Here is a 22,792-nt window from a genome sequence, read left to right as displayed (position 1 = left end):
TTATTTACCATATGACTTTTAGGCTTCTAATACTTCTTTATTAGCGACTTTTTCTGTACCGTACTGCTGACGCTTTTTGGCAAAGAAGCGATCAAGGCGATCCATAGCATTCTCCAAATCATGAAGATTGGGTAAGAATACTAAACGAAAATGATCGGGAGCATCCCAGTTAAAGCCCGTCCCTTGTACCATCAATACCTTCTCATCTATCAATAAATCCATCATAAACTGCATATCGTCTTTGACAGGATAGACCTCAGGATCCATTTTTGGGAAGCAATAAAACGCTCCTTGCGGCATAGTGCAAGAGATACCCGGGATGGCATTGAGACGAGTGATAGCCATTTCGCGCTGTTTAAATAATCGGCCTTTTTCTGAGGTCAGATCTTTCATACTTTGATAACCGCCCATCGCCGTTTGGATAGCATACTGACCTTGTACGTTAGAGCAAAGACGCATGGAGGCGAGCATATCTAAACCCTCGATGAAGTCAGTAGCATGGCTTTTTTTGCCTGATACCATCAGCCAGCCTGCGCGAAAACCTGCGATACGATGCGACTTAGATAGGCCATTATAAGACAGTACCAGCACTTCGTCAGTTAAGGTGCTCATAGGATGATGGACGACGTCATCATAAAGCACCCGATCATAAATCTCATCGGCCATAATGACAAGATTATGCTCTTTGGCGACTTCAATAATTTGTTTTAGATTCTCAGTAGAGTAGAGCGCTCCAGTAGGATTATTAGGATTAATAACTACTATGCCTTTGGTCTTACTAGTGATTTTTGATTTAATATCTTCGATATCAGGTTGCCAGTTATCCTCTTCATTACAGCGATAATGTACCGCTGTACCGCCAGACAAATTAGCCGCTGCCGTCCATAATGGATAGTCAGGCATTGGAATGAGCACCTCATCTCCATCATTCATCAGCGCCTGCATCGTCATCACAATCAGCTCTGAGACGCCATTACCCAAATAAACATCTCGTACATCGACCGCTGATAGCAGGCCTTTAGATTGATAATACTGCAACACCGCTTTACGCGCCGAAAAGATACCCTGCGAATCTGAATATCCCGTCGCTTCTGGTAGGTTCATCGCCACATCACGCAAAATCTCATGTGGCGCTTCTAAGCCAAAAGGGGCTGGGTTACCGACATTGAGCTTAAGAATACGTTGGCCTTCTGCTTCCATTTTATTGGCTGTTTTTAGGAGCGGGCCACGGATGTCGTAACAAACGTTTTGTAATTTATCAGATTTTTTTAGGTTATTCATAGCGTTGCTTTCCTTTGTTTGCAGCGTTTTAGCTTCCGGTGCTGTTGTATTATCCTTGTTTTTGATTTTATGATCAAAGTGGGTATCTAGCTGTTGCGTGGTTTTTAGTTCAGTTCTTTGTTTAGTTTGAGCGTCTAGCATAGGCTTTGTAGTTACTTGATGAGCGGGCTCACTACTAGCTATCTTATCTTCGGCATAGCCATCATTATTGCCTCGTAGTAGATAGCCTTCTGTACAGCCTAGGAGGCGTGCAAGCGTAGGCAGCTTGGAGGAGACAATACCATTGATACCACGCTCCCAATTAGAGATAGCGCCGCGGCTCACTTTCGCGCCAGCTTTAGTCATTTGCTGGGCTAATTGCTCAGCAGTAAGACCTTTGTCACGGCGCAGCTGCACAAGTCTTTGTGCCTGCTCTAAGCGCTGGGTTTGGGCATAATCATCAGGATTATCGGTCATAGTGCTTTTCATCTCCTAAAAAGTTGCAAATAATCATTAACTAAGACAAATCTTTATGACTTATTATTTGACAGTAATTTGATGAATCAATAGCTAATGCAAGATTTTATTGCATAAATAAGCCAAATGCAAGCTATTAAAATAGTAATGATGCAAGAATAACTTGCATTTAGTTAGAGTGTTTATGACTAAGAAAATAATCAGGGAAACGTGTAGATTTAGTAATTATTAGCGGCTAAATATTGAATAATCGCTGATAACTCCCATATCTTTAGGGTCTAGAAAAATTTTTAGCTCATTACTTACTAAACCTAATGGTTTATAAACCCAATAATTTATAAAATTGGTTATCTATAAAAACACTCTCAAAAAATCTCCATAATAAGGAATAATTATGCAAGACAGTCAACTAACCAAAGAAGAAGTCGCTCAATTAACCGAAGCTGATTGGAAGCAGCGTCTTAGTGATGATGAGTATCATGTGATACGCGAAAAAGGCACTGAGCGTCCTTTTACAGGTGTCTACAACGATGTCAACGATAAGGGTATCTACCGCTGTAAAGCTTGCGGCGCCAAGCTGTTTGACTCAGAAAATAAGTTTGATGCTGGTTGTGGCTGGCCAAGCTTCGATCAAGGCATCGACAACGCCGCTATCGATGAGCATGTCGATAACTCTTTAGGCATGCGCCGCACCGAAGTGACTTGTAGCAATTGTGACGCTCACTTAGGTCATGTTTTCCCAGATGGTCCACGTGAGACCACAGGCATGCGCTACTGCATCAATTCTGTCTCTATCGATTTAGATAAAGCCGAAGACTAATCGGCGGTCAATACTAGCTATTGATTAAATTGATTAATAAGATTTTGATATATAGTAGGGGAGCTTATATAAGCTCCCTTATTTTTTGGGTCGTCTATTAACTGAAGGTATAAAATGGAGCTTTACTAAGTTTTTGATTGACCGTGATGGGTAAGTGCTTGACCGTTATGCGCCAACTACTAAACTTAAAGCCCTTAAAGCGGATATTTAAAATGCCTTGGTAGCTACTATTTAGCTTTGTATTAGTTAGAAAGCAGCTACCAGTAATAAAAATTTTAGTAAATTAATAAAATATAAAGCTAACAAAAACAGCAGCTTGCCAGCGAGTGGTCATAAAAAACAAAAAATAGTGCTAAAGAGAGTGAAAATGTATTTGACAGCCATCGTTAAATCTATATAATACACACCCACAGCAAGGGGCTTTATTGGTTCTGAGTTGTTAGAGGTTATTTATCTTTAGTGTGACAGCTTTGGATCTTATGACTTTTAGAAATCCTATTTAAAGGATTTCTCTTGCAGAGCTAAAAAAGCAGTGCTTTTTTTATACGCTCTTCAGGGTGATTAGCTCAGTTGGTAGAGCGTCTGCCTTACACGCAGAATGTCGGCGGTTCGAATCCGTCATCACCCACCACTTATCAGCAAGTGGGTCTTATCTTCTTATAAAAGAAAAGACAAAATGCTAGTGCGACCTAAGCAGCGGTAGTTCAGTTGGTTAGAATACCGGCCTGTCACGCCGGGGGTCGCGGGTTCGAGTCCCGTCCGCTGCGCCATATTTAAAACTTAGTTTTAATGCAAAAGTTTCAACCTCAAGTATTCGTTTACTTGAGGTTTTTTTGTGCCTGAGTTTCTCTTAAAGCCTTTATCCGTAAGGGTTGGTTATCCTGTCTTTGTTAGCCACTAAGAAGTAATCTACTCTTTAATAATTTATTCTCTATAAGTCTGCGTTTATACAATCTGCCTTTTGGAAATCGGTGACCAACTGCTTGGTGACCAAACGGTGACTATAGTCAGCTCGAAATAAAATCAATACGCTAGCACTGTATCAGTTTTATAATGATATTTTGTGAATAAGAGAGTTAAGATTTGAGACTGTAAACGACCTTTACTTGAGGTTACTTGAAGGTACTCGAAGATATTTTGGTATCTCATATAATATAAGCTCAAAGATTTGCTTATAGACTGCTATAGCTATTATCATATCAACGCAGCATTTTAGAAACTAAAAAACAATAACCCAAACCGGAGTAAACAATGATTACCCATGTACCAGATGTGACTTTTAAAACTCGTGTTCGTGATGAATCTATTGGAGGAGATAACCCATTTACGTGGTATGACTTAACCACAGATGAGTTGTTTGCTAATAAAAAAGTGGTGGTGTTCTCACTACCCGGCGCTTTTACGCCAACGTGTTCGACCAGCCATTTGCCTCGTTATGAAGAGCTGTACGAGGAGTTCAAAGCGTTAGGCATAGATGAGATAGTTTGTGTTTCTGTCAACGATGCTTTCGTCATGTATCAGTGGGGTCTTAAGCAAAACCGTGAAAATGTTTTCTTACTTCCTGATGGCAATGGCGAATTCACCCGTAAAATGGGTATGCTTGTTGATAAAAGCAATCTTGGCTTTGGTATGCGCTCATGGCGTTATTCGATGTATGTCGACGATAAAGCCATCAAAAAGGTATTTAAAGAACCTGATTTTGGCGACAACTGCCCAATAGACCCCTTTGAAGTCTCAGATGCCGACACTATGTTAGAGTATCTAAAAAGTAATGCTTAGTCATATTGGTTGCTGACTGATATTTTTAGGCGTTAATAGATGCTCAAATATATTAAAACTGCGTAGCTCTTAATGATAAGGGCTACGCAGTTTTTTTTGTGGTTTATTGCAAAGTTTTTATCGCTAAGCGCTGTTAGTTTTGAGAGTTATGATTGAATTTAAAGAGTCAAAACCAAGTTAACGCTATTTAGCAAGGATGATACTGACAATAACATGATAAAGAGTTTTAATAAGAAATAGTACTTTAATGGACTGGTTAGAAGCTGAGTCTTTAACCCATGAGAGAGCATCTACAGTACAGGTGTAAGCTTTGGAGAAATAATTATGGATAATAACAAGTCGCAAATGAATCCTTACGTCAAGTTTGGTTTGATGATTCTAACCTCGACTGTCGTCATGTACCTTATGATGTATCTCAATACCTATAAGTGGGATCACGTTTATTTTAGTGAAACCCGTGCTTATATGGCGCTATATATGGGCGCAATGATGGCGATCATTATGCTAGCCTTTATGACCAATATGTACAAAAAAACCAAGGTCAATCTAATGATTTATGGTCTTAGTGTGTTCTTATTTGCCTTTGGTCTATGGGGCGTGCGCTCACAAGCGACCGTTGATCAAGTCGACTGGATGCAAGCGATGATTCCGCATCATTCTATTGCTATTTTGACCAGTACGCGGGCGGATATCGAAGATCCGCGAGTACGCCAATTAGCGGACGATATTATTGAAGCGCAAAAGCGTGAAATCGGCGAGATGGAAGCTTTGGTTGAGGAGCTTAAGTAAGATTTAACCCAAATGAGAGATGGTAAAGCAGCATAAATAGCTTCATAATTAGGCTTTATTACAACTCGATATTGTAGATGACTATAACTAGCACTACCAAATCAATTAGCCCTACAAAATCTTTTTTAGCTCTTAGCGCAAAATATTAAACAAGGAAGCTTAATAATGACTAGCAATCAAAGGATATTCTCAAATTCATTAGTTTTAAAAACCGCTTTAATCAGCGGCTCGCTGCTAGCACTACTAGCCAGCTCAGGCTGCGCCACTAGCTCACTGCTAGATGATAATAGAGTGACCACTACTAGCTCAGTAAAAAGTGTGTTATCGCAAGATCAGATTATCGCCTTTGGTCGTCCCGCTACCACTTTACCGCAAATGCCGATGGCTAGCATGGTCATCGTCGGTAATAAAAACAGCTACGTGCTTAGCGAAGGCGGTAGTGAGATGATAAACCTACTCACCAATCTAACCGCCAAAAATATCCAAGTCGAAAACGATATGAGCTTCAATGTGCCCAATAACGACGGCTACTTTCAAGGGCAAATGAAGCTATCTTATGCCAAACTAAAAGATGAGTTTGATCGTAGCGACTATCAGTTCTTTTTACAAAACGGCGGCGTGGAGTGTAGCTCAGCCAGCGACATGCGCATTAACGCTCAGCGTTTTTGCTTTACCGTACCGGTAAAAGGCGCTATCTACCCGCAGGTCAGCAATATCAGCATGATCCAGTCCAAATATCGCCCGCTGAGCAAGCCTTATACCGTGACGTTCTATGGTCAAAGTCAGCAGACGCAAACCACTAGTGGCGGCACCAGCACGGCGGGCAAGTTAGTATTACTGCCCTTTGCTTTAGCCTTCGATGTCGTGACACTACCTATTCAGATTTTGGATAGTTTATAAGTTAACAATTTATTGCGTTATCGGTGCAAGCAATGATTATGCTTAACTAAAAAACCTCAAGCGCTACGATGCGTTTGAGGTTTTATTTTATAAGACTATGAGAGGAAGCTATCTATGGTTAGTAACGAGCATCTTTGGGTTTTTTGGCGGTTGGCCAATCATTAACCTTGCCAGCAAAGTCAGGGCGCGGTTTATGGGTGAAAAACTCAGCCACATCGACTGCGTCTTGATCGGAGAGTACGTTGCCATGACCCCAAAGCCCTTGAGTTTGGATACCCATGGGCATATTGTACTTCACAAAAGCTGCTGCTTTGTAAGTTCGCGCCATACCCGCGCCGATGTTAAAGGACTCATCGCCCCATAGTGGCGGGAAGACAATATCGCCGCGAGCATCTTTGATACCTTCGCCGTTGTCCCCATGACAGGTCGCGCACTGTGCGTAGTAGATTTTCTCACCGCGCACAGGGTCGCCCACCAGTGTGGTATCGACCTCACCGGCATTATTGATATCGACTTTTTGATCTTTTGGGGTGTTTTGCGCTAGCCACTTCATATAAGCCATCATAGCTTTCATCTCAGGAGACTCACGATCGAGTGGTTTACCATTCATTGAGCGCTTAAAGCAGCCATTGATACGGGCCTCTAAATCTACTTCTTTACCGGCTCGCGGCATTACCCGTGGATAAAAGTTATAACTGTTAATATATGGATCGCCTAATGGGATTTTGCCTTGCGCGATATGACAGCTATTACAGTTCATTTGCGCGCCGACATGCTCAGGCAGTAGCCGTTTGGTCTCGTTTAATAAACGCTTACCATAGATGATCTCCTCAGCGTTTGGCTCATCCAAGATAGCGGTATCCTGCGGCATGACATAAGTACCGATACCTTCGTTAGCGTCATCAGCGGTCACAAGCTTATATTCTGCTGCGTTTAGATCGACAGGTTCTGGCTGACTACAGCCGCTAACGCTAATGGCAAGGACGGCTGCAGTTAGGATAGCAATAGCGGGAGTCGGGTTCATTTTCAATGAGGATATAGTCATTATTTTGCTCCTTTTGCTGTCAGGTTATCGCTATCAAGACTGAGATCGGGGGCGATGTCAGTGCCCGTTTTGGGTTTTTTAGCCAAGAAGGCGCGCATTTTTACCACATCTTTGACGGTAATCTCTGGCGCTTGGTTGGTCCAGCTATTACGTACATAGTTGACCACTTCAGCGATATCAGCATCCGCCAAGTTGGTAAACTCAGGCATAGTAAAGGCCATGCGATCATGCGGAGTCTCTGGCATGCGCCCGCCGCCTAAGGTAATCTGTAAGACCGAGTCGGCATTTTTGGCGTAGACGGCGCTATTACCATCGAGAGCTGGGAAGATACGTGGTACGCCTTTACCATCAGTGCGGTGACAGACGGTGCAGTACTCTACATAGAGCAGCGCGCCACGTGAATCATAATTACCGGCTAGTAAATTCTCAGTAGTAACGTCTTTTTTGACCGGTAGCGTGACTTCTTTATTAGGGGCAGGCGATAAGGTTTTTAGATAGGAGGACATGGCGTTGATATCATCCTCAGTCATATATTGCGTACTATGCTCAACCACTTCTGCCATAGCGCCAAAAGCAGCAGTCGTATCAGTACGACCAGTTTTGAAGAAGTCGTTCAGCTCAGCGACGTTCCATGTGCCAAGGCCGCGATGCTCACCGCGAATACTCTTTGCGCGCCAGCCATCGATGACCGCACCGCTTAAGTATTCCTCAGAGTCCGCGTTAGTCAGCGCAATCTCTTGATAGCCAATGCCGCGCTCAGTATGACAAGAGCCGCAGTGACCAGGCCCTTCGACTAGGTATTGTCCACGAGCTAAAACCGCATCATCACTCTCAGGGACAAACTCGCGCTTGGGTGCAAATAAGGCTTGCCAATACGCCAGCGGCCAGCGCCAATTGGCAACGGGTGGCAGCTCGCTTTTAACGTTGGCTTGCTTGACTGGCTCTACCGCCGACATAAAGTAGGCGTACATCGCTGCCATATCCTCGTCAGGCATGATTTGATAAGAAGGATAGGGCATCGCTGGATACAGAGCTTTGTTTCCTGGCGCTACGCCATGCTTTACCACATTTTTGAAATCAGTAAAGCTATAATTACCAATACCGGTATCTTTATCAGGAGTAATATTAGTCGAATAAATCGCGCCAAGCGGGGTTAGCATTGGCAGGCCACCGGCGTAAGTCTCACCACCAAGGGTAGTATGACAGGCGACACAGTCGCCGGTGCGCGCGACATATTCGCCTTTTTTTATTAAGGCAGGATCGGTGATATTGACCTCAAGACTGCTATCGCTAGTACGCAGACTAGGCAGTAGCTGACCGATAATAAAGGCCAGCGCCAATCCAATGATAGCGGCGATAAGGATAATCACTGGCCATTTTCTCATAAGCTCAGTTCTCATAAGCTTATCCTCCATAATAGGGTTACTAAATCGGTTGCGGATGCTCTAGCATAAATCGACATACCGCTTAATATTTTTATAAATAGGAGCTTGCGGCTCTAAAAAGTTACAAGCTTACTATTAAGTATAGGGCAAGCCTTAATCTTGCGATATTGTGGAAAACCACATTATTTATAAGGTTATAATTTTAGCTATGCGATAAGCTATACTTCATCCACTGTTTTAAGAGAGTGAAAGCTTTAAGATGACCAAAGCAATATTCATTAGCTATATAGAAGAGTGCAGACCTTGATAAGTGCTATCTTGCCCATTCTTGACTCAATAGCAGTGCTGCAAAGAGCGCTAGGGCAAAAGTTGCTTTTGGCTTACGCTGTTGCTTTGTTGCTGGTATTGATAGCGCAAAATACTCAGGCGCAGACTTATTATTTAGGGGTTCTGGCGCCGCAGGGCGAGGCAGTAGCTCAGCAGCGTTGGCAGCCGTGGTTAGATGAGCTAAATAGCACTTTGCCACAGGATACTATTGTATTGGTACCGCTTGCGCTGGAGAATTGGCAACAACAGATAGAGGCCAAACAATTTGCGTTAGTGTTAGGGCCGCAGATACAAGTCATCAAGATGGATACCGCAGGCTGGCGCTGGCTCGCGACTTTACAAAGTAATGTCAGCGCTGCTAAGCCTAGTGAGTTTCAAATCTCAGATATCAATCAATCCGACTTTCAAACCGCCGCGCAATACAAGTTATATAAGCAGCTCAAAAACGACTTGGCGCTGTTAGAGCAACAAAAAACCAATAAGGCTATCGGTCAGCCTAATGCTATGGAGCAGATTGCTAGTACGCTATGGGTCAATAAAGACAGTGATATTCAGCAGCTAGGTGATTTGGAGCGGCGCAAAATAGTCGCCGTGGCCCCTGATGCCTTTGGCGGTTATCTGCTGATAGCCCATCTGCTCAAACAAAACTCGCTAACCCCAAGCGATTATCAAACGCAGTTTGTCGGTTATCCCATTGAGCTGACTTTGAGTACGCTTGCCAGCGGCGCGGTCGATGCCGCCATTGCTCCTTTGTGCCTGATGGAGGAGATGGCAAGTCAAGGTAAGATTGATCAAGCTCAGTTTCGGCTTATTCATCCAATCACTACTGACTCAAGCTGTCAGTCTTCTACTAAGATCTATCCTAACTGGACGCTCGCGGCGACTGATCAAGCGCCAAACGCTCTTATTAATCAGATCAATCAGCAGTTATTTTCAGATCATGCTAATGATAGCTCTAATTCATCCTTAAGTTGGTTATCCCCTGAATCGAGCGTTGACGCCGAGCGTATCTTATATGAGATGAATGAGCATCCCGCGCAAAAAACGCTAGGCAGCTATATTATTGAGTGGATACGATCGCATCGCTGGTGGATGAGTATCATCGTGCTGATTATACTGGTATCGACTATCAATTATGCTTGGATGAGCTGGCTGGCTTGGCGTCGGCAACAGCAGCTATTGATTCAAAACCGCCTTATTCGTGATTATGATCGGCAGCTGCGTCATTCTGAGCGTTTTGCAGTAATCGGAGAGATGAGTGGAGCGATTGCCCATGAGATCAATCAGCCGCTAGCCACTATTCAAAATTACGCGCAGGGTTTGCTGATTCGTAGTGAAAATTTAGTGCAGGGTGGCGATAACAGTCACGAGGACCGTACGGATAAACAACAACTAGATAAACAAACTACCCAAAAAGCCCTCAAGCAAATTGTGAATGAGACTCAGCGAGTAGCGGCTATTATTAGCAATATCCGGCGCTGGGCTGGGCGTCCAGCAGCAGATGAAGTCAGTGTTGATATTGCGGCGACTTATAAGCAGTGTATTTACTTTATGGGGGAGCGCGCAGTCGATATTAGCTTTTGGCTAGCTTCTGATTATCAAAAGCTGCAACTGCCTAATTTGCTGCTTGATCAGCTGCTCATTAATGCCATGCTCAACGCGCAGCAGCAGGGCGCTCAGCATATTATCTTACGCTGTAGCCAGGAGCAGTATCAAGGTAAAGATTGGCTAGCAATAAGCATTATAGATGATGCGGGAGGGTTTGAGCAGAAGCGTTTGAGCGCTAATCAAGCCGCTTTAGCGAATGGGCCTAAATACAGCGAGAGATCCACTAAGCTCGAGGGTATGGGCTTAGGGCTGATGATTTGTCAGCGCTTATGCAAGTCATTGGATGGCATGATGCAGTTGAGTAATATTGAGGTGCCAGAAGAGCTTGCTATCATAAAGGATTTGCCCATGAGCTATCAATTAAGGCTTAAGCATACGCTTGATAGCAAAAACCAGCTGATCCAAACTCAAAGCTATTATCCTCTTAAAGAAAAAGTAGGCGCAAAAGTCACTCTATATCTGCCTTTGTCTTTAGCCGATGATAAGTTAACTAAAAATTAGCTATAATAAAAGAGCTAAAAAGAGACCGCGCGATTTAGATAACGGTTTAATTATAAAAAGTATAGCAAGGTAGCCTATGACTTGTGCCAAGATAAATACTGAGCCACTGCTTATCCATATCATTGATGATGAAGAAAGCGTGCGCACCTCCTGTGAGTTTTTACTCAGTAGTTTGGGCTTATCGAGCCAAACTTGGGCCAGCGCCGTAGATTTTTTGGCAGCCGTAGATATTTATCGCCCTGCGGTGGTGATTAGTGATTTGAATTTACCTCATATGACAGGGCAAGCGCTACAAGCTCATTTGAATGAGCATAAAAGTCCAATAGCGCTGATTGCTTTGACGGGTAATGGCGAGATTAGCGACGCGGTTAAGATGCTAAAACAGGGGGCGGTAGATTATCTAGAAAAGCCCATTAGTAGTCAGCGCTTGCAACAAGCTATCCGCTCCGCTAAGCAGCTAACTAATAAGCGCGCTAAACTTTATGATATTGCTAAGTTATATGAGCAGCTCACGGATAAAGAGAAGGAGGTCGCTGGCGAGCTGATGCAAGGCAAGCTAAATAAAGTCATAGCCGATCATTTAGAGGTGTCAATGCGTACCGTAGAGGTGCATCGCTCGCAAGTTATGAAAAAAATGCAGGCTCAGCATATCAGTGAGCTGATTCAAAAGTTGGCTTTATTAGAAGAGTAACTAGATTAGAAAGCAGTTAAAGTGTTAAGGCTAATTGGCAAAAACGCCTACTATTAAGTAGGCGCTTATAAGGTTAACAATAATAAAAAATAACTCAAACAAGCAGTTAGCTCAAAATCAAGCTATCATCATCGATCTTTTCGCCGCGCGTCTGCTCAAACATATCGAGTAGATCATGCACCGTCATACCTTGACGTTTCTCTCCTGCGACATCTAGTACCACTTGACCTTGATGCAGCATCACCGTACGCGTGCCATGGGCGAGGGCTTGCTGCATAGAGTGCGTCACCATCATCGTCGTCAGCTGATTATCAGTAACGATTTTGTCCGTAAGCTCTAAGACAAAAGCGGCGGTCTTAGGATCAAGGGCAGCGGTATGCTCATCGAGCAATAAAATCTTTGAAGGCTGCAAGGAAGCCATCAGCAAGCTGACCGCTTGGCGTTGTCCCCCTGATAACAGCCCCATTCTATCCGTAAGACGATTCTCTAAGCCTAGTTTCAAAACCGCTAACTTCTCTTTAAACAGCTCGCGATTATTATTATTTAGCGCAAAGCTCAAACCACGTTTACCGCCGCGTTTAAAGGCCAAAGCCATGTTCTCTTCGATGGTCAGCGCTTCACAAGTACCTGCCATCGGATCTTGAAACACGCGCGCGACCCAATGCGCCCGCTCATGCGCGCTCTTTTTGGTGACATCGATACCGTTCAATAAAATAGAGCCGCTATCAACCCGAGTGGTGCCACTAACGGCATTTAAAAAAGTCGATTTGCCCGCGCCATTGGTACCAATCACCGTCACAAACTCGCCATCAGCGATATTGAGATTGATACCGCGCAGCGCTGGGTTCTCGATAGGCGTACCCGGATTAAAAGTTAAGCGTAAATCTCGAGCTTGCATCATAATCATTATTCCTTATGCTTATAAGCGGTTATTTGCCAGCGGTTAGACTTTAAGCTTACGACTCAAAATTCTATTTTTGGCTTTGGGCAGGACTAAAGCGATCACGACCAGCAGCGCGGTAATTAAGTTGAGATCTTGCGGGCCAAAGCCGATACTTCTGAGAGTATCGCTCGATAGCGCCACTTGAATAAATAGCTTATAGAGCACCGCGCCGAGGATAACTGCTAAGGTGATCAGCCAAATACGCTTAGCCGGAATGATAGTCTCGCCGATGATGACCGCCGCTAGACCGATGACGATAGTACCGATACCGATAGAGATATCCGCGCCGCCCTGAGTCTGTACAAACAGCGCGCCCGCTAAAGCGATCAAACCGTTGGAGATCGCCATACCGATGATCGTCATCTTCGAGGTATTAATCCCTTGCGCTTGCGCCATGCGCAAATTAGATCCGGTCGCGCGCATCGATAGACCGGACTCAGTACTATAAAACCAGTCCAAAAACAGCTTCGCCAGTAACACCACCACACCAATAATGACGCAGCGCATCCAAAAGCCATTGTCATTGGTAACTAATGAGCTAAAGACCGTTGTTTCGCCTAATAGCGGCAAATTCGGTGCGCCCATGATACGCAAGTTGACCGAATACAGTGCGACCATTACCAAAATACTAGCCAGCAGCTGCAAGATACCAAGCTTGACATGGAGCCAAGCGGTGACGATACCAGCGACTGAGCCTGCTAGCATACCAAATGCGCAGGCTAACCAAGGATTGATACCAGCGACAATGGAGATACCAGCAATAGCGCCGCCTAAAGGAAAGCTACCATCAGCGGTTAGATCCGGAAAGTCTAAGGTTCGAAAGGAGATCAGTACCCCAAGGGCGACTAAACCGTAGATTAGACCACTCTCAAGCGCACCAAAAAAAGCAATTAAGGACATAAGCAAATCAATAAGTCATAACCAAGCGCTATAAGACAGTCATAGCAGCCAAGAGGTGAATTTAACAGATTAGGCAATCTGCAGTTAGGGTAAACCAAAAGACGTTATAACCAACAATTATCATAAATGACTATGGCAAAATTCGATATAAACTTCAATAAACAATAACAGCTACAGATTATAAGATAGATTTTATCAAGCTAAAACGACAAGCCCAGTCTATAAAAAGATAGCTGGGCTATTTATTAGAGCGTATTATAACGTCAAATTAAGCAAAAATGCGGCTAGATACTGAGGAGTTAATAATAAATTTATACTCTGTAGTATCTATAAATAATAAAAGCTATTCTACCACTTCTTTAGCTTTATCAATAACCGCTTGTGGCAAAGTAATCCCTTGCTCTTGAGCGTTTTTGGGGCTGACGTATAGGTTTAGATTTTGCGGGGTGTATACAGGAATAGCGCCTGGGTTTTCACCATTTAAGATACGCACAACGATTTTACCGGTCTCGCGTCCTAAGCTGTAATAATCAACCCCTAAAGCAGCAATAGCACCACGCTCAACTGAGCTGGTATCAGAGGCGATTAATGGGATTTTGCTTTCTTTAGCCACTTGATAAAGCGCTTCATAAGCAGAAACGACGTTATTGTCGGTTGAGGTATAGATCATATCGACCTTACCCTCAAGACTACGAGCAGCCATAGCAATATCGTTACTGCGCGCTGCTGGCGCTTCTAGGACATTGATGCCCATTGGCGATAGTTTTTCTTTGAGGTTTTTGAGGGTGATAGTCGAGTTGACCTCGCCTGGGCTATAGACATAACCGACGTTCTTTAGGCTTGGGATGATTTGGCGCATCAGCTCGATTTGCGGCTCATAAGGAAGCGCGTCAGAACCCCCAGTGACGTTAGTACCAGAGCCATCAAGCTTGGAGACGAGCTTGGCTTCTACCGGATCCGTTACCGCTGAGAATACTAGCGGGATACTGCTAGTGGCGGCGGCGACAGACTGCGCTGATGGGGTACCAATAGCGACGATTACATCAGCATTATCAGCGACGAATTGCTTGGCGATCTGACCGGCGGTCGCGGTGTTGCCTTGCGCGCTTTGGAAGTTCAGCGTCAAGTTTTCACCTTCTTTAAAGCCTGCATCGTTTAGCTCATCGATGACGCCTTTACGCACATCGTCAAGCGCAGGATGCTCAACGATAGCAGTGATTGAGACCGCTTTCATCTCTGTGGCGACTTCACCACCAGCCGCGCCATCAATGGTATCTGGGTTATCGGTTGGCGCTTGATTACAGCCAGTCAAAATAGCAGTACAAACGCCGCCTAGCATCAAGGCTTTGGTAAAATTAAAACGGCTAGCACGGTTTTGGTATAACATGGGTCTTACTCCTAAAGATATAAATGTATCCATACAACTATTAAGGGTGAATAGAGGATTAGGTCGGTAGTCATTAGCAGATTGGCTGCTAATCTCCAGCTTTAATTTGCTACTAATATTATTAATTAAATTAATTGCTGACTTGTTTATCGCCTAGATAAATAAGCACTTTAGCTTTTGCTATAAACACTATTTCTTATCGACATCATCGACATTGATAGCGTCCTTGAGCAGATCAGCGGATAAGCTTACGCCTTGAGCTTGCGCGTGTTTAGGACTGACATATAGCGTCAAGTCGTTCATGACTTGCGGCTTAATCGTGTTAACTGCTTCATCATTGAGTACGCGATAAACCATCTTGCCTGTTACCCGGCCAAAGTCATAATCGTTAACCCCAAGTGCGGCAGTTGCCCCGCGTCTGACACTAAATTCATCAGAGGCAATCACCGGTATTTTGAGCTCGTTCGCTGCGCTTGCCATCGCCTCAAACGCAGAAACCACGTTATTATCAAGCGAGGTATAGATAACATCGGCGCGGCCACCAAGGCTACGAGTCGCCATCGCTACATCGGTTGGACGATTGGCCGTCAAATCTAGTATCTCAAGTCCACGCGCAGGAGCCGCTTGCTTTAATTGGTTGAGCACCGTAACCGAGTTGGCTTCACCAGGGCTGTAGACATAGCCAATAGTCTTAGCATTTGGCGCAATTTTTTGGATAAGATCTAGCTGCGGCTCAATAGGCAGTTGACTTGATAGGCCGGTAACATTTGACTGAAAAGGTACGTTTTTGTCATCGATAAGCTTTGCCGCTAAAGGATCTGAGATGGCCGTATAAATCACAGGCACCGTCGTCGTTGAGGATACTATCGACTGCGCAGATGGGGTAGAGATGGCCACGATGGCATCAGGCAGGTCGCCTGCGAACTGCTTGGCAATCTGTCCAGCGGTAGCTAAGTTACCTTGCGCGCTTTGAAAGTTAACGGTTAGATTTTCGCCTTCCACATAACCGTTATCCGCAAGCTCTTCTAATAGACCTCGTCTGATCTCATCTAATGAGGGGTGCTCAACAATCTGAGTAATGGCGAGGGTTTTTGCAGGTTTATCTGTGGTTACCACAGCATCGTCTGTCGCGGTTTCAGTCGCCGAATTTGAGCAACCTACTAGACCGAACATACTGATGGCACTGACAGCTGCAGTACAGAGACTCAAGCGTAAAGTGGAGGCAATAGTCATTATAAATTTAACTCTCAGATTAGAAGGGATATAAATCAACACGCTCTATATTATGACAGTAATGTAACTAATCGCAATAAAAAATTACACGTTATAAGTCACGCTAACAAATAAGCTTTCAAACCTTATGAGAGTAAACCATTCTTGCATAAAAAAGATGCCACGCTAGGCATCCTTTTTATCATCTACCCTTTATAAGACATTAAATACAGCACTAAGCTAATAAAATCTAAGTTACTAAAATCTAAGTTACTAAAACCTAGCCAAGCAAATCGCCCACTACACAGCTATCAGGCAAGGTAACCACCGTTAGCTGCGTTTTTGAATGACCAGTTGAGAGTACCATCCCTTCTGAGAGGCCAAACTTCATTTTACGCGGCGCAAGATTAGTGACGCAGATGACTTTTTTGTTCATTAATTGCTCAGGCTCATAAAACTTGCGAATACCGCTAAAGACATTACGCGGCTTGTCTTCGCCGACATCGAGCGTGAACTGGAGCAGTTTGTCCGCGCCTTCGACATAATCACAGGCTAGGACATGCGCCACTTTCATCTCAACTTTGGCAAAGTCTTCAATACCAATATAATCGGTTTGCTCAGCGCTATCGTCAGCTTCACTAGTCGTGGTAGCTTCTTCGCTTTGCGTAGCTTCTTGAGCGTCGCCTAGTGATGCTTTTGAGGCTTCAACCATCGCCTCGATATCTTTTTGTTCGATACGCTGCATGAGCGGTTTGAACTTATTGATCTGATGACCTAATAGCCACTCATTGCGGCTATGGAAGCTCAAATCATCAATATTCAAAAACGCTTTGGCATTGGCCGTCAGCTCAGGCAGCACTGGCGCTAGATAAACCATTAATTGACGGAAGATATTAATAGCCACGGAGCAGACTTCTTGCACCTCTTGCTCAGTGCCCTCTAGTTTTGCTAATGTCCAAGGCTTTTTCTCATCGATATACTCATTGGCTTTGTCCGCGCACTGCATGATCAGGCGCATAGCCCGCGCAAATTCACGGTTCTCATAAGCGGCGGCAATCTCATCACCGGTTTTGGTAATGTCTTCTAACAGCTTAGGCTCAGCGCAAATCTCAGTCAGCATACCATCGTATTTTTTGACGATAAACCCAGCACTGCGACTGGCAATATTGACCACTTTACCGACTAAGTCTGAGTTGACCTTTTGCATAAAGTCTTCAAGATCAAGATTGATATCTTCAACTTTATCCGACAGCTTACTAGCAAAGTAATAGCGCAGATACTCAGGATGCAAGTGTTCCGCGTAAGTTTCAGCCTTAATAAAAGTACCGCGCGACTTACTCATCTTCTCGCCATTGACCATCAAAAAGCCGTGCGCAAACACGCCAGTAGGGGTGCGAAACTCACTACCGGCGAGCATCGCTGGCCAAAACAGCGCGTGAAAATAAACGATGTCTTTACCAATGAAGTGATAAACCTCGGTTTTATGCTCATTCTCCTGCGCCCAATAATGATCAAAATCTAGCGCGTTGTCCGTACCCGCAAGCTTATCGCAAAGGTTTTGAAAGCTTGCCATATAGCCGACAGGCGCATCTAGCCAGACATAAAAGTACTTGTCAGGCTCGCCCTCAGGGGTATCTGGGATCTTAAAACCAAAGTAGGGCGCATCCCTTGAGATATCCCAGCTGGCAAGACCGGCATCAAACCATTCTTGCAATTTATTAGCGACCGAAGGCTGCAAACGATTGTCGCTACGAGTCCAGTCTTTTAAGAATTGCTCAAACTCAGGTAAATCAAAAAAGTAATGTTTAGAGACTTTGAGTACTGGCGCGGCGTCCGATAAGGTGGAGCGTGGGTTTTTCAGCTCTGTGGCATCATAAGTAGTGCCGCAAACCTCGCAGTTGTCGCCGTACTGATCGGCAGAGCCGCACTCAGGACACTCGCCTTTGACAAATCTATCGGCCAAAAATAGCTGCTTTTCAGGATCAAATAATTGCTCGACATCGCGCGTTGAGATGTGACCGGCGTTATTGAGACGGCGATAAATCAGCTCTGAGTAATGCTTGTTTTCTGGCGAGTGCGTGCTGTGATAATTATCAAATTCAATCAAGAATTTGGCGAAGTCGGCTTCGTGAGAGGCTTTAACCGAAGCGATCTGCTCCTCAGGAGTAATGCCATTAGCCTCAGCTTTTAGCATGATAGCCGTGCCGTGGGCATCATCAGCGCAAACGTAAGTGACTTTATGGCCTTGCGCCTTCATTGCCCGCGCCCAAATATCGGTCTGAATATACTCTACAAGATGCCCCAAATGGATATAGCCATTAGCATAGGGCAGGGCACTGGTTACTAAAATCTCACGCACTCTTATCACCTTTGTTTTTAATATAAATCGATTGGTTGTCTTTTAAAACAAGCTGTATTAGGGCTAATTTATAAAATAAGACAACTAGATACTTTAAGCTAAAAAATTGTGTCTATGATACCGCAAATTATGCAAATATGTGATAGTGCTTAGTAATTATCTCGATAATGATTACTTATATAGCGCTTTATAATCCACAAAAACCCACTTAGTGATGGACTAAATGGGTCTTGATTATGGTGAGCTCTCTTAACGTTTATTTAAAGTTAAAAAGAGCCAAATAGCGTGCCTAAGATAATAATAGAGATGACCGCACACAGTGGAAAAATTATAGTGACCATCGCTAAATTCAAATAAGACTGTTTGTGAGTTAAGCCGCAAATCGCTAGCAAAGTGATGACCGCGCCGCTATGCGGGAGCGTATCAAGGCCACCGGCCGCCATGACGGCCACACGGTGCATCAATTCTGGATCAATACCAGCCTCGACCGCCATCCGCAGATAATCCTCTCCTAGTGTCGATAGCGCAATACTCAAACCGCCAGAGGAGGAACCGGTAATACCCGCTAAAGTGGTCATCGCCACCGCTTCTGATATTAGCGGATTATTAGGGCTCAAATTAAGAATGCTATCACGAATAATAAGAAAACCTGCCAGTAAAGCAATAACCGCGCCATAACCCACCTCTGAGGCGGTATTGAAAATCGGTAACATCGAATCGTAAGTACCACGGTTGATGGTCTTTTGCAGATTCGTCCAGTGACCTAGACGCAATAAAATCAATACTAAACAAGCAATCACTAGCGAGATGATGATCGACCACAGTCCTAGCGAGCCTGCCACGTTGAGATCAGGGAACTGAGTTTGTAGACCATCAAAATTCCTTGAAGGAAATATCACATAGGTCAATAAAGCGTTAAGCGCAATTACTAATACTAACGGAATCATCGCCACTATAAAGGACGTCTGATGAGTATTACGCGCCTCAACAGTAGTGGCTAGATTACTTTGCGCCACCTTAGTTTGGGCGCTATCGACTGCTGGATCGTTAGTTGACACGGCGGTGTTCGCTGATTTTTTGGCATCGATACCACCAACGCCGACATCTTCATCATCATGCTGACCATAGCCTTCGCCCGCTGCATTGGCTTTGTTAGCGCGCGACTGTAGCCACCACCAGCCCAGCATAAACATGATGGTGCCGCCGATGATACCTAAGATAGGCGCGGCAAAAACGTTAGTATTGTAATAAGGAATGGGAATAGCGTTCTGAATCGCTGGCGTACCAGGCAAGGCAGTCATAGTAAAGGTAAAGGAGCCTAACGCAATCGCTGCAGGGATTAAGCGTTTGGGAATATCAGCAGCTTTGAATAAGTCTTTGGCAATAGGATAGATGGCAAAAGCCACAACAAAGAGCGAGACGCCGCCATAAGTCAAAATAGCGCAGACTAAGATAACGGCAAGGATAGCTTTGCTAGCGCCTAGCCTTCGAACCACCGTATCAGCGATCGCGGTAGCAGCACCAGAGTCGGCCATCAAGCGGCCAAACAGCGCTCCTAATAAAAATATCGGGAAGAATTTGAGTAAAAAGCCACTCAATGCGCCCATAAACACATCAGTGTAAGCAGGAATACTGCTCAAAAAATCACCGGATAATAACACTGCTAAAGTAGCCATGATCGGCGCTAAGATTAGCACCGAATAGCCACGATAAGCGAAGAACATCAGTAATAGCAGCGTGATAACAATAGCAAAAGTGCTAAACATAAGAGCCTCTCCTTGGCATAAACTAGATTGTGAGTTGTCATGACTCACAGTGATAAAGTGCAGAATAAAACCATTAGCATACAGATAACAAATAAGTTATCTTGATACAAGATGTATTGTTTTAATCAATAAATCTTACCACAAGCGAATAATAGTGTGTTATATTTTTTAGAAAATACTAAACAGGGAGTTCGTTATGAGTCGATCAAAAATATATGCTAGTAGTGATGAGGCGCTAAAAGATATCGTGCAAGACGGTCAAACCTTTGCGATAGGCGGCTTTGGTCTATGCGGTATTCCTGAGGCTTTGATTGCCGCGCTACGTGATAGCGGCGTCAAAGATATCACCTGTATAAGTAATAATGCTGGCGTCGATGATTTTGGTTTAGGGCTGCTGCTACAAACGCGGCAAATCAAAAAAATGATCTCCTCCTATGTCGGCGAAAATAAAGAATTTGAGCGTCAATACCTAGCAGGCGAGCTTGAGGTGGAGCTGACTCCGCAAGGAACGCTAGCGGAGAAGCTACGTGCAGGCGGTGCCGGTATCCCAGCCTTTTATACCGCAACCGGCGTCGGCACCTTAGTCGCTGAGGGCAAAGAGACCCGCGACTTTGACGGTCGTAGCTATATCCTTGAGCACTCGTTAACCGCTGATGTAGCACTGATTAAAGCGCAAAAGGCTGATAAAGCCGGCAACCTGATCTTTAATAAAACCGCGCGCAATTTCAATCCAGACTGTGCGATGGCTGGCAAAGTGACTATTGCTGAGGTCGAAGAGATTGTCGAGATTGGCGCGCTTGATCCCGATGAGATCCATCTGCCAGGTATCTTTGTGCAGCGTATCATCTTAAATGCCGATCCTGAAAAACGGATTGAAAAAACCACTACTAAAGCTACCTCAGCAAGCTGATACGGCTTTGCAGAAAACTAATTAAATAAGCGACAAGCTCAATTAAAACTATTGGCTAAGGCGCTTTGATGCTTTATTTAACTAACAGTATTAAGCGAAGAGTATTTAGCGAAGATTCTAAATCAGATAAAAAGGAAGAATCAACATGGCATGGACAAGAGAACAAATGGCGCAGCGCGCTGCCCAAGAGCTAGAAGATGGCTACTACGTCAATCTTGGCATTGGCTTGCCCACTTTAGTGGCCAACTATATCCCTGAGGGTATCGATGTTTGGCTTCAGTCCGAAAACGGTCTATTAGGTATCGGCGAGTTTCCTACAGCAGATAATGTCGATGCAGACTTGATCAATGCAGGCAAGCAAACCGTTACTGCTAGCGCCGGCGCTAGCTATTTTGGTAGCTCGGACTCATTTGCGATGATACGCGGCGGGCATGTCAACCTTGCCATACTAGGCGCGATGGAAGTCTCAGAGCAGGGCGATTTGGCCAATTGGATGATACCCAAAAAGATGGTCAAAGGTATGGGCGGGGCGATGGATTTGGTCGCTGGGGTTCAGCGCGTGATTGTACTGATGGAGCAAGTCAACAAGCATGGCGATCCCAAAATATTGGCAGAGTGTCAGTTGCCCCTAACAGGTAAAGGCGTGGTCGATCGTATCATTACCGAGCTTGCGGTGTTAGATGTCACTGATAAGGGGCTAAAACTGGTTGAATTAGCTGAAGGAATAAGCTTTGAGGAGCTACAAAAAAAGACTCCCGTCACTATCATTCAGTAAATGACTGATGACTATGAACTAACGGTATAGCAGCCCATAAATAATTCAGCTAAAACAATAAAGGATAGGTTATGGCGACACAATTACAACAGGATTTAAGCGGCAAAGTCGCGCTAGTGACTGGCTCTGCTAGTGGCATCGGTCAAGATATCGCTGAGACTTATGCCAAGGCGGGCGCCGCTGTCGGTATCGCCGATATCAATCTAGATGCCGCGCAGCAAACCGTCGACACCATAAAAAAAGCAGGCGGCAAGGCATTAGCTATCGTGATGGATGTCACCTCAGAGGCGGCGGTCAATGCAGGCATACAAAAGCTAGTCGATAGCTTTGGCGGTATCGATATCTTAGTCTCTAACGCCGGTATTCAGATTATCGATCCGATAGATAAAATGGCTTTTACAGACTGGAAAAAAATGCTGGCCATTCATTTAGACGGCGCGTTTTTGACGACGAAAGCCGCTATCAAGCATATGTATCAAGACGATAAGGGCGGTACCGTTATCTACATGGGCTCAGTGCACTCGCATGAAGCTTCTCTTTATAAAGCGCCTTATGTTACGGCCAAACATGGTTTGTTAGGGCTTTGCCGAGTATTAGCAAAAGAGGGCGCTGAGCACAATGTGCGCTCACATGTGATCTGTCCGGGGTTTGTCAAAACGCCATTGGTTGAAAAGCAAATCCCGCAGCAAGCGGCTGAAAAAGGCATTAGTGAGGAGTCGGTGGTCAATGACATTATGCTAGTCAACACTGTGGACAAAGAGTTTACCGATGTAGATGACATTGCACAGTTGGCGCTATTTTTGGCGGCATTCCCAACTAACGTATTCACCGGTCAATCTATCGTTGCTAGTCACGGCTGGTTTATGAACTAATAAACTTAAGGTAAGCTATAAATTGACACTCGTTTACTTGCTAATAAAAAGCGAATCTATTAGCATCTAATAGCTATTAATTACCG

At 44.5% G+C, this 22,792-nt stretch carries 18 protein-coding genes and 2 tRNA genes; 11 read left to right on the top strand and 9 right to left on the bottom strand.

What is annotated here, in order from left to right; genetic code table 11:
- Positions 1-18: 18 nt before the first annotated feature.
- Positions 19-1,737, bottom strand: coding sequence for an aminotransferase class I/II-fold pyridoxal phosphate-dependent enzyme (locus M0N77_RS07570; protein WP_353104619.1), 1,719 nt, complete (start codon positions 1,735-1,737; stop codon positions 19-21).
- A gap of 394 nt (positions 1,738-2,131) precedes the next feature.
- Here M0N77_RS07570 and msrB point away from each other — a divergent pair, with 394 nt between their 5' ends.
- From msrB to M0N77_RS07540, 6 genes are all read left to right on the top strand, one after another.
- Positions 2,132-2,557: a peptide-methionine (R)-S-oxide reductase MsrB gene (msrB, locus tag M0N77_RS07565; protein ID WP_353104618.1), complete on the top strand. Its 426-nt coding sequence runs from the start codon at positions 2,132-2,134 to the stop codon at positions 2,555-2,557.
- Positions 2,558-3,112: 555 nt separating this feature from the next.
- Positions 3,113-3,188: transfer RNA gene (locus tag M0N77_RS07560), tRNA-Val, on the top strand.
- A 62-nt stretch (positions 3,189-3,250) separates the two neighbouring features.
- Positions 3,251-3,327: transfer RNA gene (locus tag M0N77_RS07555), tRNA-Asp, on the top strand.
- Positions 3,328-3,808: 481 nt separating this feature from the next.
- Positions 3,809-4,336 (top strand): peroxiredoxin, encoded by a 528-nt coding sequence (locus M0N77_RS07550; protein WP_353104617.1) that lies wholly within the window; start codon positions 3,809-3,811, stop codon positions 4,334-4,336.
- 324 nt (positions 4,337-4,660) lie between these two features.
- Positions 4,661-5,125: a DUF305 domain-containing protein gene (locus M0N77_RS07545; protein WP_353104616.1), complete on the top strand. Its 465-nt coding sequence runs from the start codon at positions 4,661-4,663 to the stop codon at positions 5,123-5,125.
- A 165-nt stretch (positions 5,126-5,290) separates the two neighbouring features.
- A complete protein-coding gene (locus M0N77_RS07540; RefSeq protein WP_353104615.1) occupies positions 5,291-6,025 on the top strand; it encodes a hypothetical protein in 735 nt (244 codons plus the stop codon).
- A gap of 118 nt (positions 6,026-6,143) precedes the next feature.
- On the opposite strand, the gene M0N77_RS07535 is transcribed toward M0N77_RS07540, so the two are convergent.
- Both M0N77_RS07535 and M0N77_RS07530 read right to left on the bottom strand, forming a co-directional pair.
- Positions 6,144-7,070: a c-type cytochrome gene (locus M0N77_RS07535; RefSeq protein ID WP_353104614.1), complete on the bottom strand. Its 927-nt coding sequence runs from the start codon at positions 7,068-7,070 to the stop codon at positions 6,144-6,146.
- Positions 7,070-8,470, bottom strand: coding sequence for a cytochrome c (locus M0N77_RS07530; protein ID WP_353104613.1), 1,401 nt, complete (start codon positions 8,468-8,470; stop codon positions 7,070-7,072). Before M0N77_RS07530 ends, M0N77_RS07535 begins: the two co-directional genes overlap by 1 nt.
- A 288-nt stretch (positions 8,471-8,758) precedes the next feature.
- Here M0N77_RS07530 and M0N77_RS07525 point away from each other — a divergent pair, with 288 nt between their 5' ends.
- Together M0N77_RS07525 and M0N77_RS07520 are read left to right on the top strand one after the other, a co-directional pair.
- Positions 8,759-10,891, top strand: a complete 2,133-nt coding sequence (locus M0N77_RS07525; RefSeq protein ID WP_353104612.1) for a PhnD/SsuA/transferrin family substrate-binding protein — start codon at positions 8,759-8,761, stop codon at positions 10,889-10,891.
- 76 nt (positions 10,892-10,967) lie between these two features.
- Positions 10,968-11,582: a response regulator gene (locus tag M0N77_RS07520; RefSeq protein ID WP_353104611.1), complete on the top strand. Its 615-nt coding sequence runs from the start codon at positions 10,968-10,970 to the stop codon at positions 11,580-11,582.
- Between the two features lie 106 nt (positions 11,583-11,688).
- Here M0N77_RS07520 and M0N77_RS07515 read toward each other — a convergent pair whose 3' ends face one another.
- The 6 genes from M0N77_RS07515 to M0N77_RS07490 form a co-directional block, all read right to left on the bottom strand.
- Positions 11,689-12,483 (bottom strand): ABC transporter ATP-binding protein, encoded by a 795-nt coding sequence (locus tag M0N77_RS07515; RefSeq protein WP_353104610.1) that lies wholly within the window; start codon positions 12,481-12,483, stop codon positions 11,689-11,691.
- Positions 12,484-12,525: 42 nt separating this feature from the next.
- Positions 12,526-13,425: an ABC transporter permease gene (locus M0N77_RS07510; RefSeq protein WP_353104609.1), complete on the bottom strand. Its 900-nt coding sequence runs from the start codon at positions 13,423-13,425 to the stop codon at positions 12,526-12,528.
- Between the two features lie 343 nt (positions 13,426-13,768).
- Positions 13,769-14,812 (bottom strand): ABC transporter substrate-binding protein, encoded by a 1,044-nt coding sequence (locus tag M0N77_RS07505; protein ID WP_353104608.1) that lies wholly within the window; start codon positions 14,810-14,812, stop codon positions 13,769-13,771.
- A gap of 189 nt (positions 14,813-15,001) precedes the next feature.
- A complete protein-coding gene (locus tag M0N77_RS07500; protein WP_353104607.1) occupies positions 15,002-16,045 on the bottom strand; it encodes an ABC transporter substrate-binding protein in 1,044 nt (347 codons plus the stop codon).
- Between the two features lie 259 nt (positions 16,046-16,304).
- Positions 16,305-18,383, bottom strand: a complete 2,079-nt coding sequence (gene metG, locus M0N77_RS07495; RefSeq protein ID WP_353104606.1) for a methionine--tRNA ligase — start codon at positions 18,381-18,383, stop codon at positions 16,305-16,307.
- A gap of 266 nt (positions 18,384-18,649) precedes the next feature.
- Positions 18,650-20,149 (bottom strand): GntP family permease, encoded by a 1,500-nt coding sequence (locus tag M0N77_RS07490; RefSeq protein WP_353104605.1) that lies wholly within the window; start codon positions 20,147-20,149, stop codon positions 18,650-18,652.
- 196 nt (positions 20,150-20,345) lie between these two features.
- On the opposite strand from M0N77_RS07490, the gene M0N77_RS07485 reads away from it, so the two are divergent.
- The 3 genes from M0N77_RS07485 (at position 20,346) to M0N77_RS07475 (ending at position 22,706) form a co-directional block, all read left to right on the top strand.
- The gene (locus M0N77_RS07485) at positions 20,346-21,059 is read left to right on the top strand and encodes a CoA transferase subunit A (protein WP_353104604.1); all 714 of its coding nucleotides are present in this window, start codon (positions 20,346-20,348) and stop codon (positions 21,057-21,059) included.
- Between the two features lie 145 nt (positions 21,060-21,204).
- On the top strand, positions 21,205-21,834 hold the full coding sequence (locus M0N77_RS07480) for a CoA transferase subunit B (protein ID WP_353104603.1): 630 nt from the start codon (positions 21,205-21,207) through the stop codon (positions 21,832-21,834).
- A gap of 71 nt (positions 21,835-21,905) precedes the next feature.
- A complete protein-coding gene (locus M0N77_RS07475; protein ID WP_353104602.1) occupies positions 21,906-22,706 on the top strand; it encodes a 3-hydroxybutyrate dehydrogenase in 801 nt (266 codons plus the stop codon).
- Positions 22,707-22,792 lie beyond the last annotated feature (86 nt).

It is taken from the genome of Psychrobacter sp. AH5, from assembly GCF_040371085.1.
Taxonomy (GTDB): domain Bacteria; phylum Pseudomonadota; class Gammaproteobacteria; order Pseudomonadales; family Moraxellaceae; genus Psychrobacter.
The sequence above is the reverse complement of the archived record's forward strand: the minus strand, read 5'-3'. Positions and strand labels throughout refer to the sequence as shown.

Coding starts and splice junctions, on each gene's coding strand:
- M0N77_RS07570 (WP_353104619.1), bottom strand. CDS start 1,737: ATGACCGATAATCCTGATGATTATGCCCAAACCCAGCGCTTAGAGCAG.
- msrB (WP_353104618.1), top strand. CDS start 2,132: ATGCAAGACAGTCAACTAACCAAAGAAGAAGTCGCTCAATTAACCGAA.
- M0N77_RS07550 (WP_353104617.1), top strand. CDS start 3,809: ATGATTACCCATGTACCAGATGTGACTTTTAAAACTCGTGTTCGTGAT.
- M0N77_RS07545 (WP_353104616.1), top strand. CDS start 4,661: ATGGATAATAACAAGTCGCAAATGAATCCTTACGTCAAGTTTGGTTTG.
- M0N77_RS07540 (WP_353104615.1), top strand. CDS start 5,291: ATGACTAGCAATCAAAGGATATTCTCAAATTCATTAGTTTTAAAAACC.
- M0N77_RS07535 (WP_353104614.1), bottom strand. CDS start 7,070: ATGACTATATCCTCATTGAAAATGAACCCGACTCCCGCTATTGCTATC.
- M0N77_RS07530 (WP_353104613.1), bottom strand. CDS start 8,470: ATGAGAACTGAGCTTATGAGAAAATGGCCAGTGATTATCCTTATCGCC.
- M0N77_RS07520 (WP_353104611.1), top strand. CDS start 10,968: ATGACTTGTGCCAAGATAAATACTGAGCCACTGCTTATCCATATCATT.
- M0N77_RS07515 (WP_353104610.1), bottom strand. CDS start 12,483: ATGATGCAAGCTCGAGATTTACGCTTAACTTTTAATCCGGGTACGCCT.
- M0N77_RS07510 (WP_353104609.1), bottom strand. CDS start 13,425: ATGTCCTTAATTGCTTTTTTTGGTGCGCTTGAGAGTGGTCTAATCTAC.
- M0N77_RS07505 (WP_353104608.1), bottom strand. CDS start 14,812: ATGTTATACCAAAACCGTGCTAGCCGTTTTAATTTTACCAAAGCCTTG.
- M0N77_RS07500 (WP_353104607.1), bottom strand. CDS start 16,045: ATGACTATTGCCTCCACTTTACGCTTGAGTCTCTGTACTGCAGCTGTC.
- M0N77_RS07490 (WP_353104605.1), bottom strand. CDS start 20,149: ATGTTTAGCACTTTTGCTATTGTTATCACGCTGCTATTACTGATGTTC.
- M0N77_RS07485 (WP_353104604.1), top strand. CDS start 20,346: ATGAGTCGATCAAAAATATATGCTAGTAGTGATGAGGCGCTAAAAGAT.
- M0N77_RS07480 (WP_353104603.1), top strand. CDS start 21,205: ATGGCATGGACAAGAGAACAAATGGCGCAGCGCGCTGCCCAAGAGCTA.
- M0N77_RS07475 (WP_353104602.1), top strand. CDS start 21,906: ATGGCGACACAATTACAACAGGATTTAAGCGGCAAAGTCGCGCTAGTG.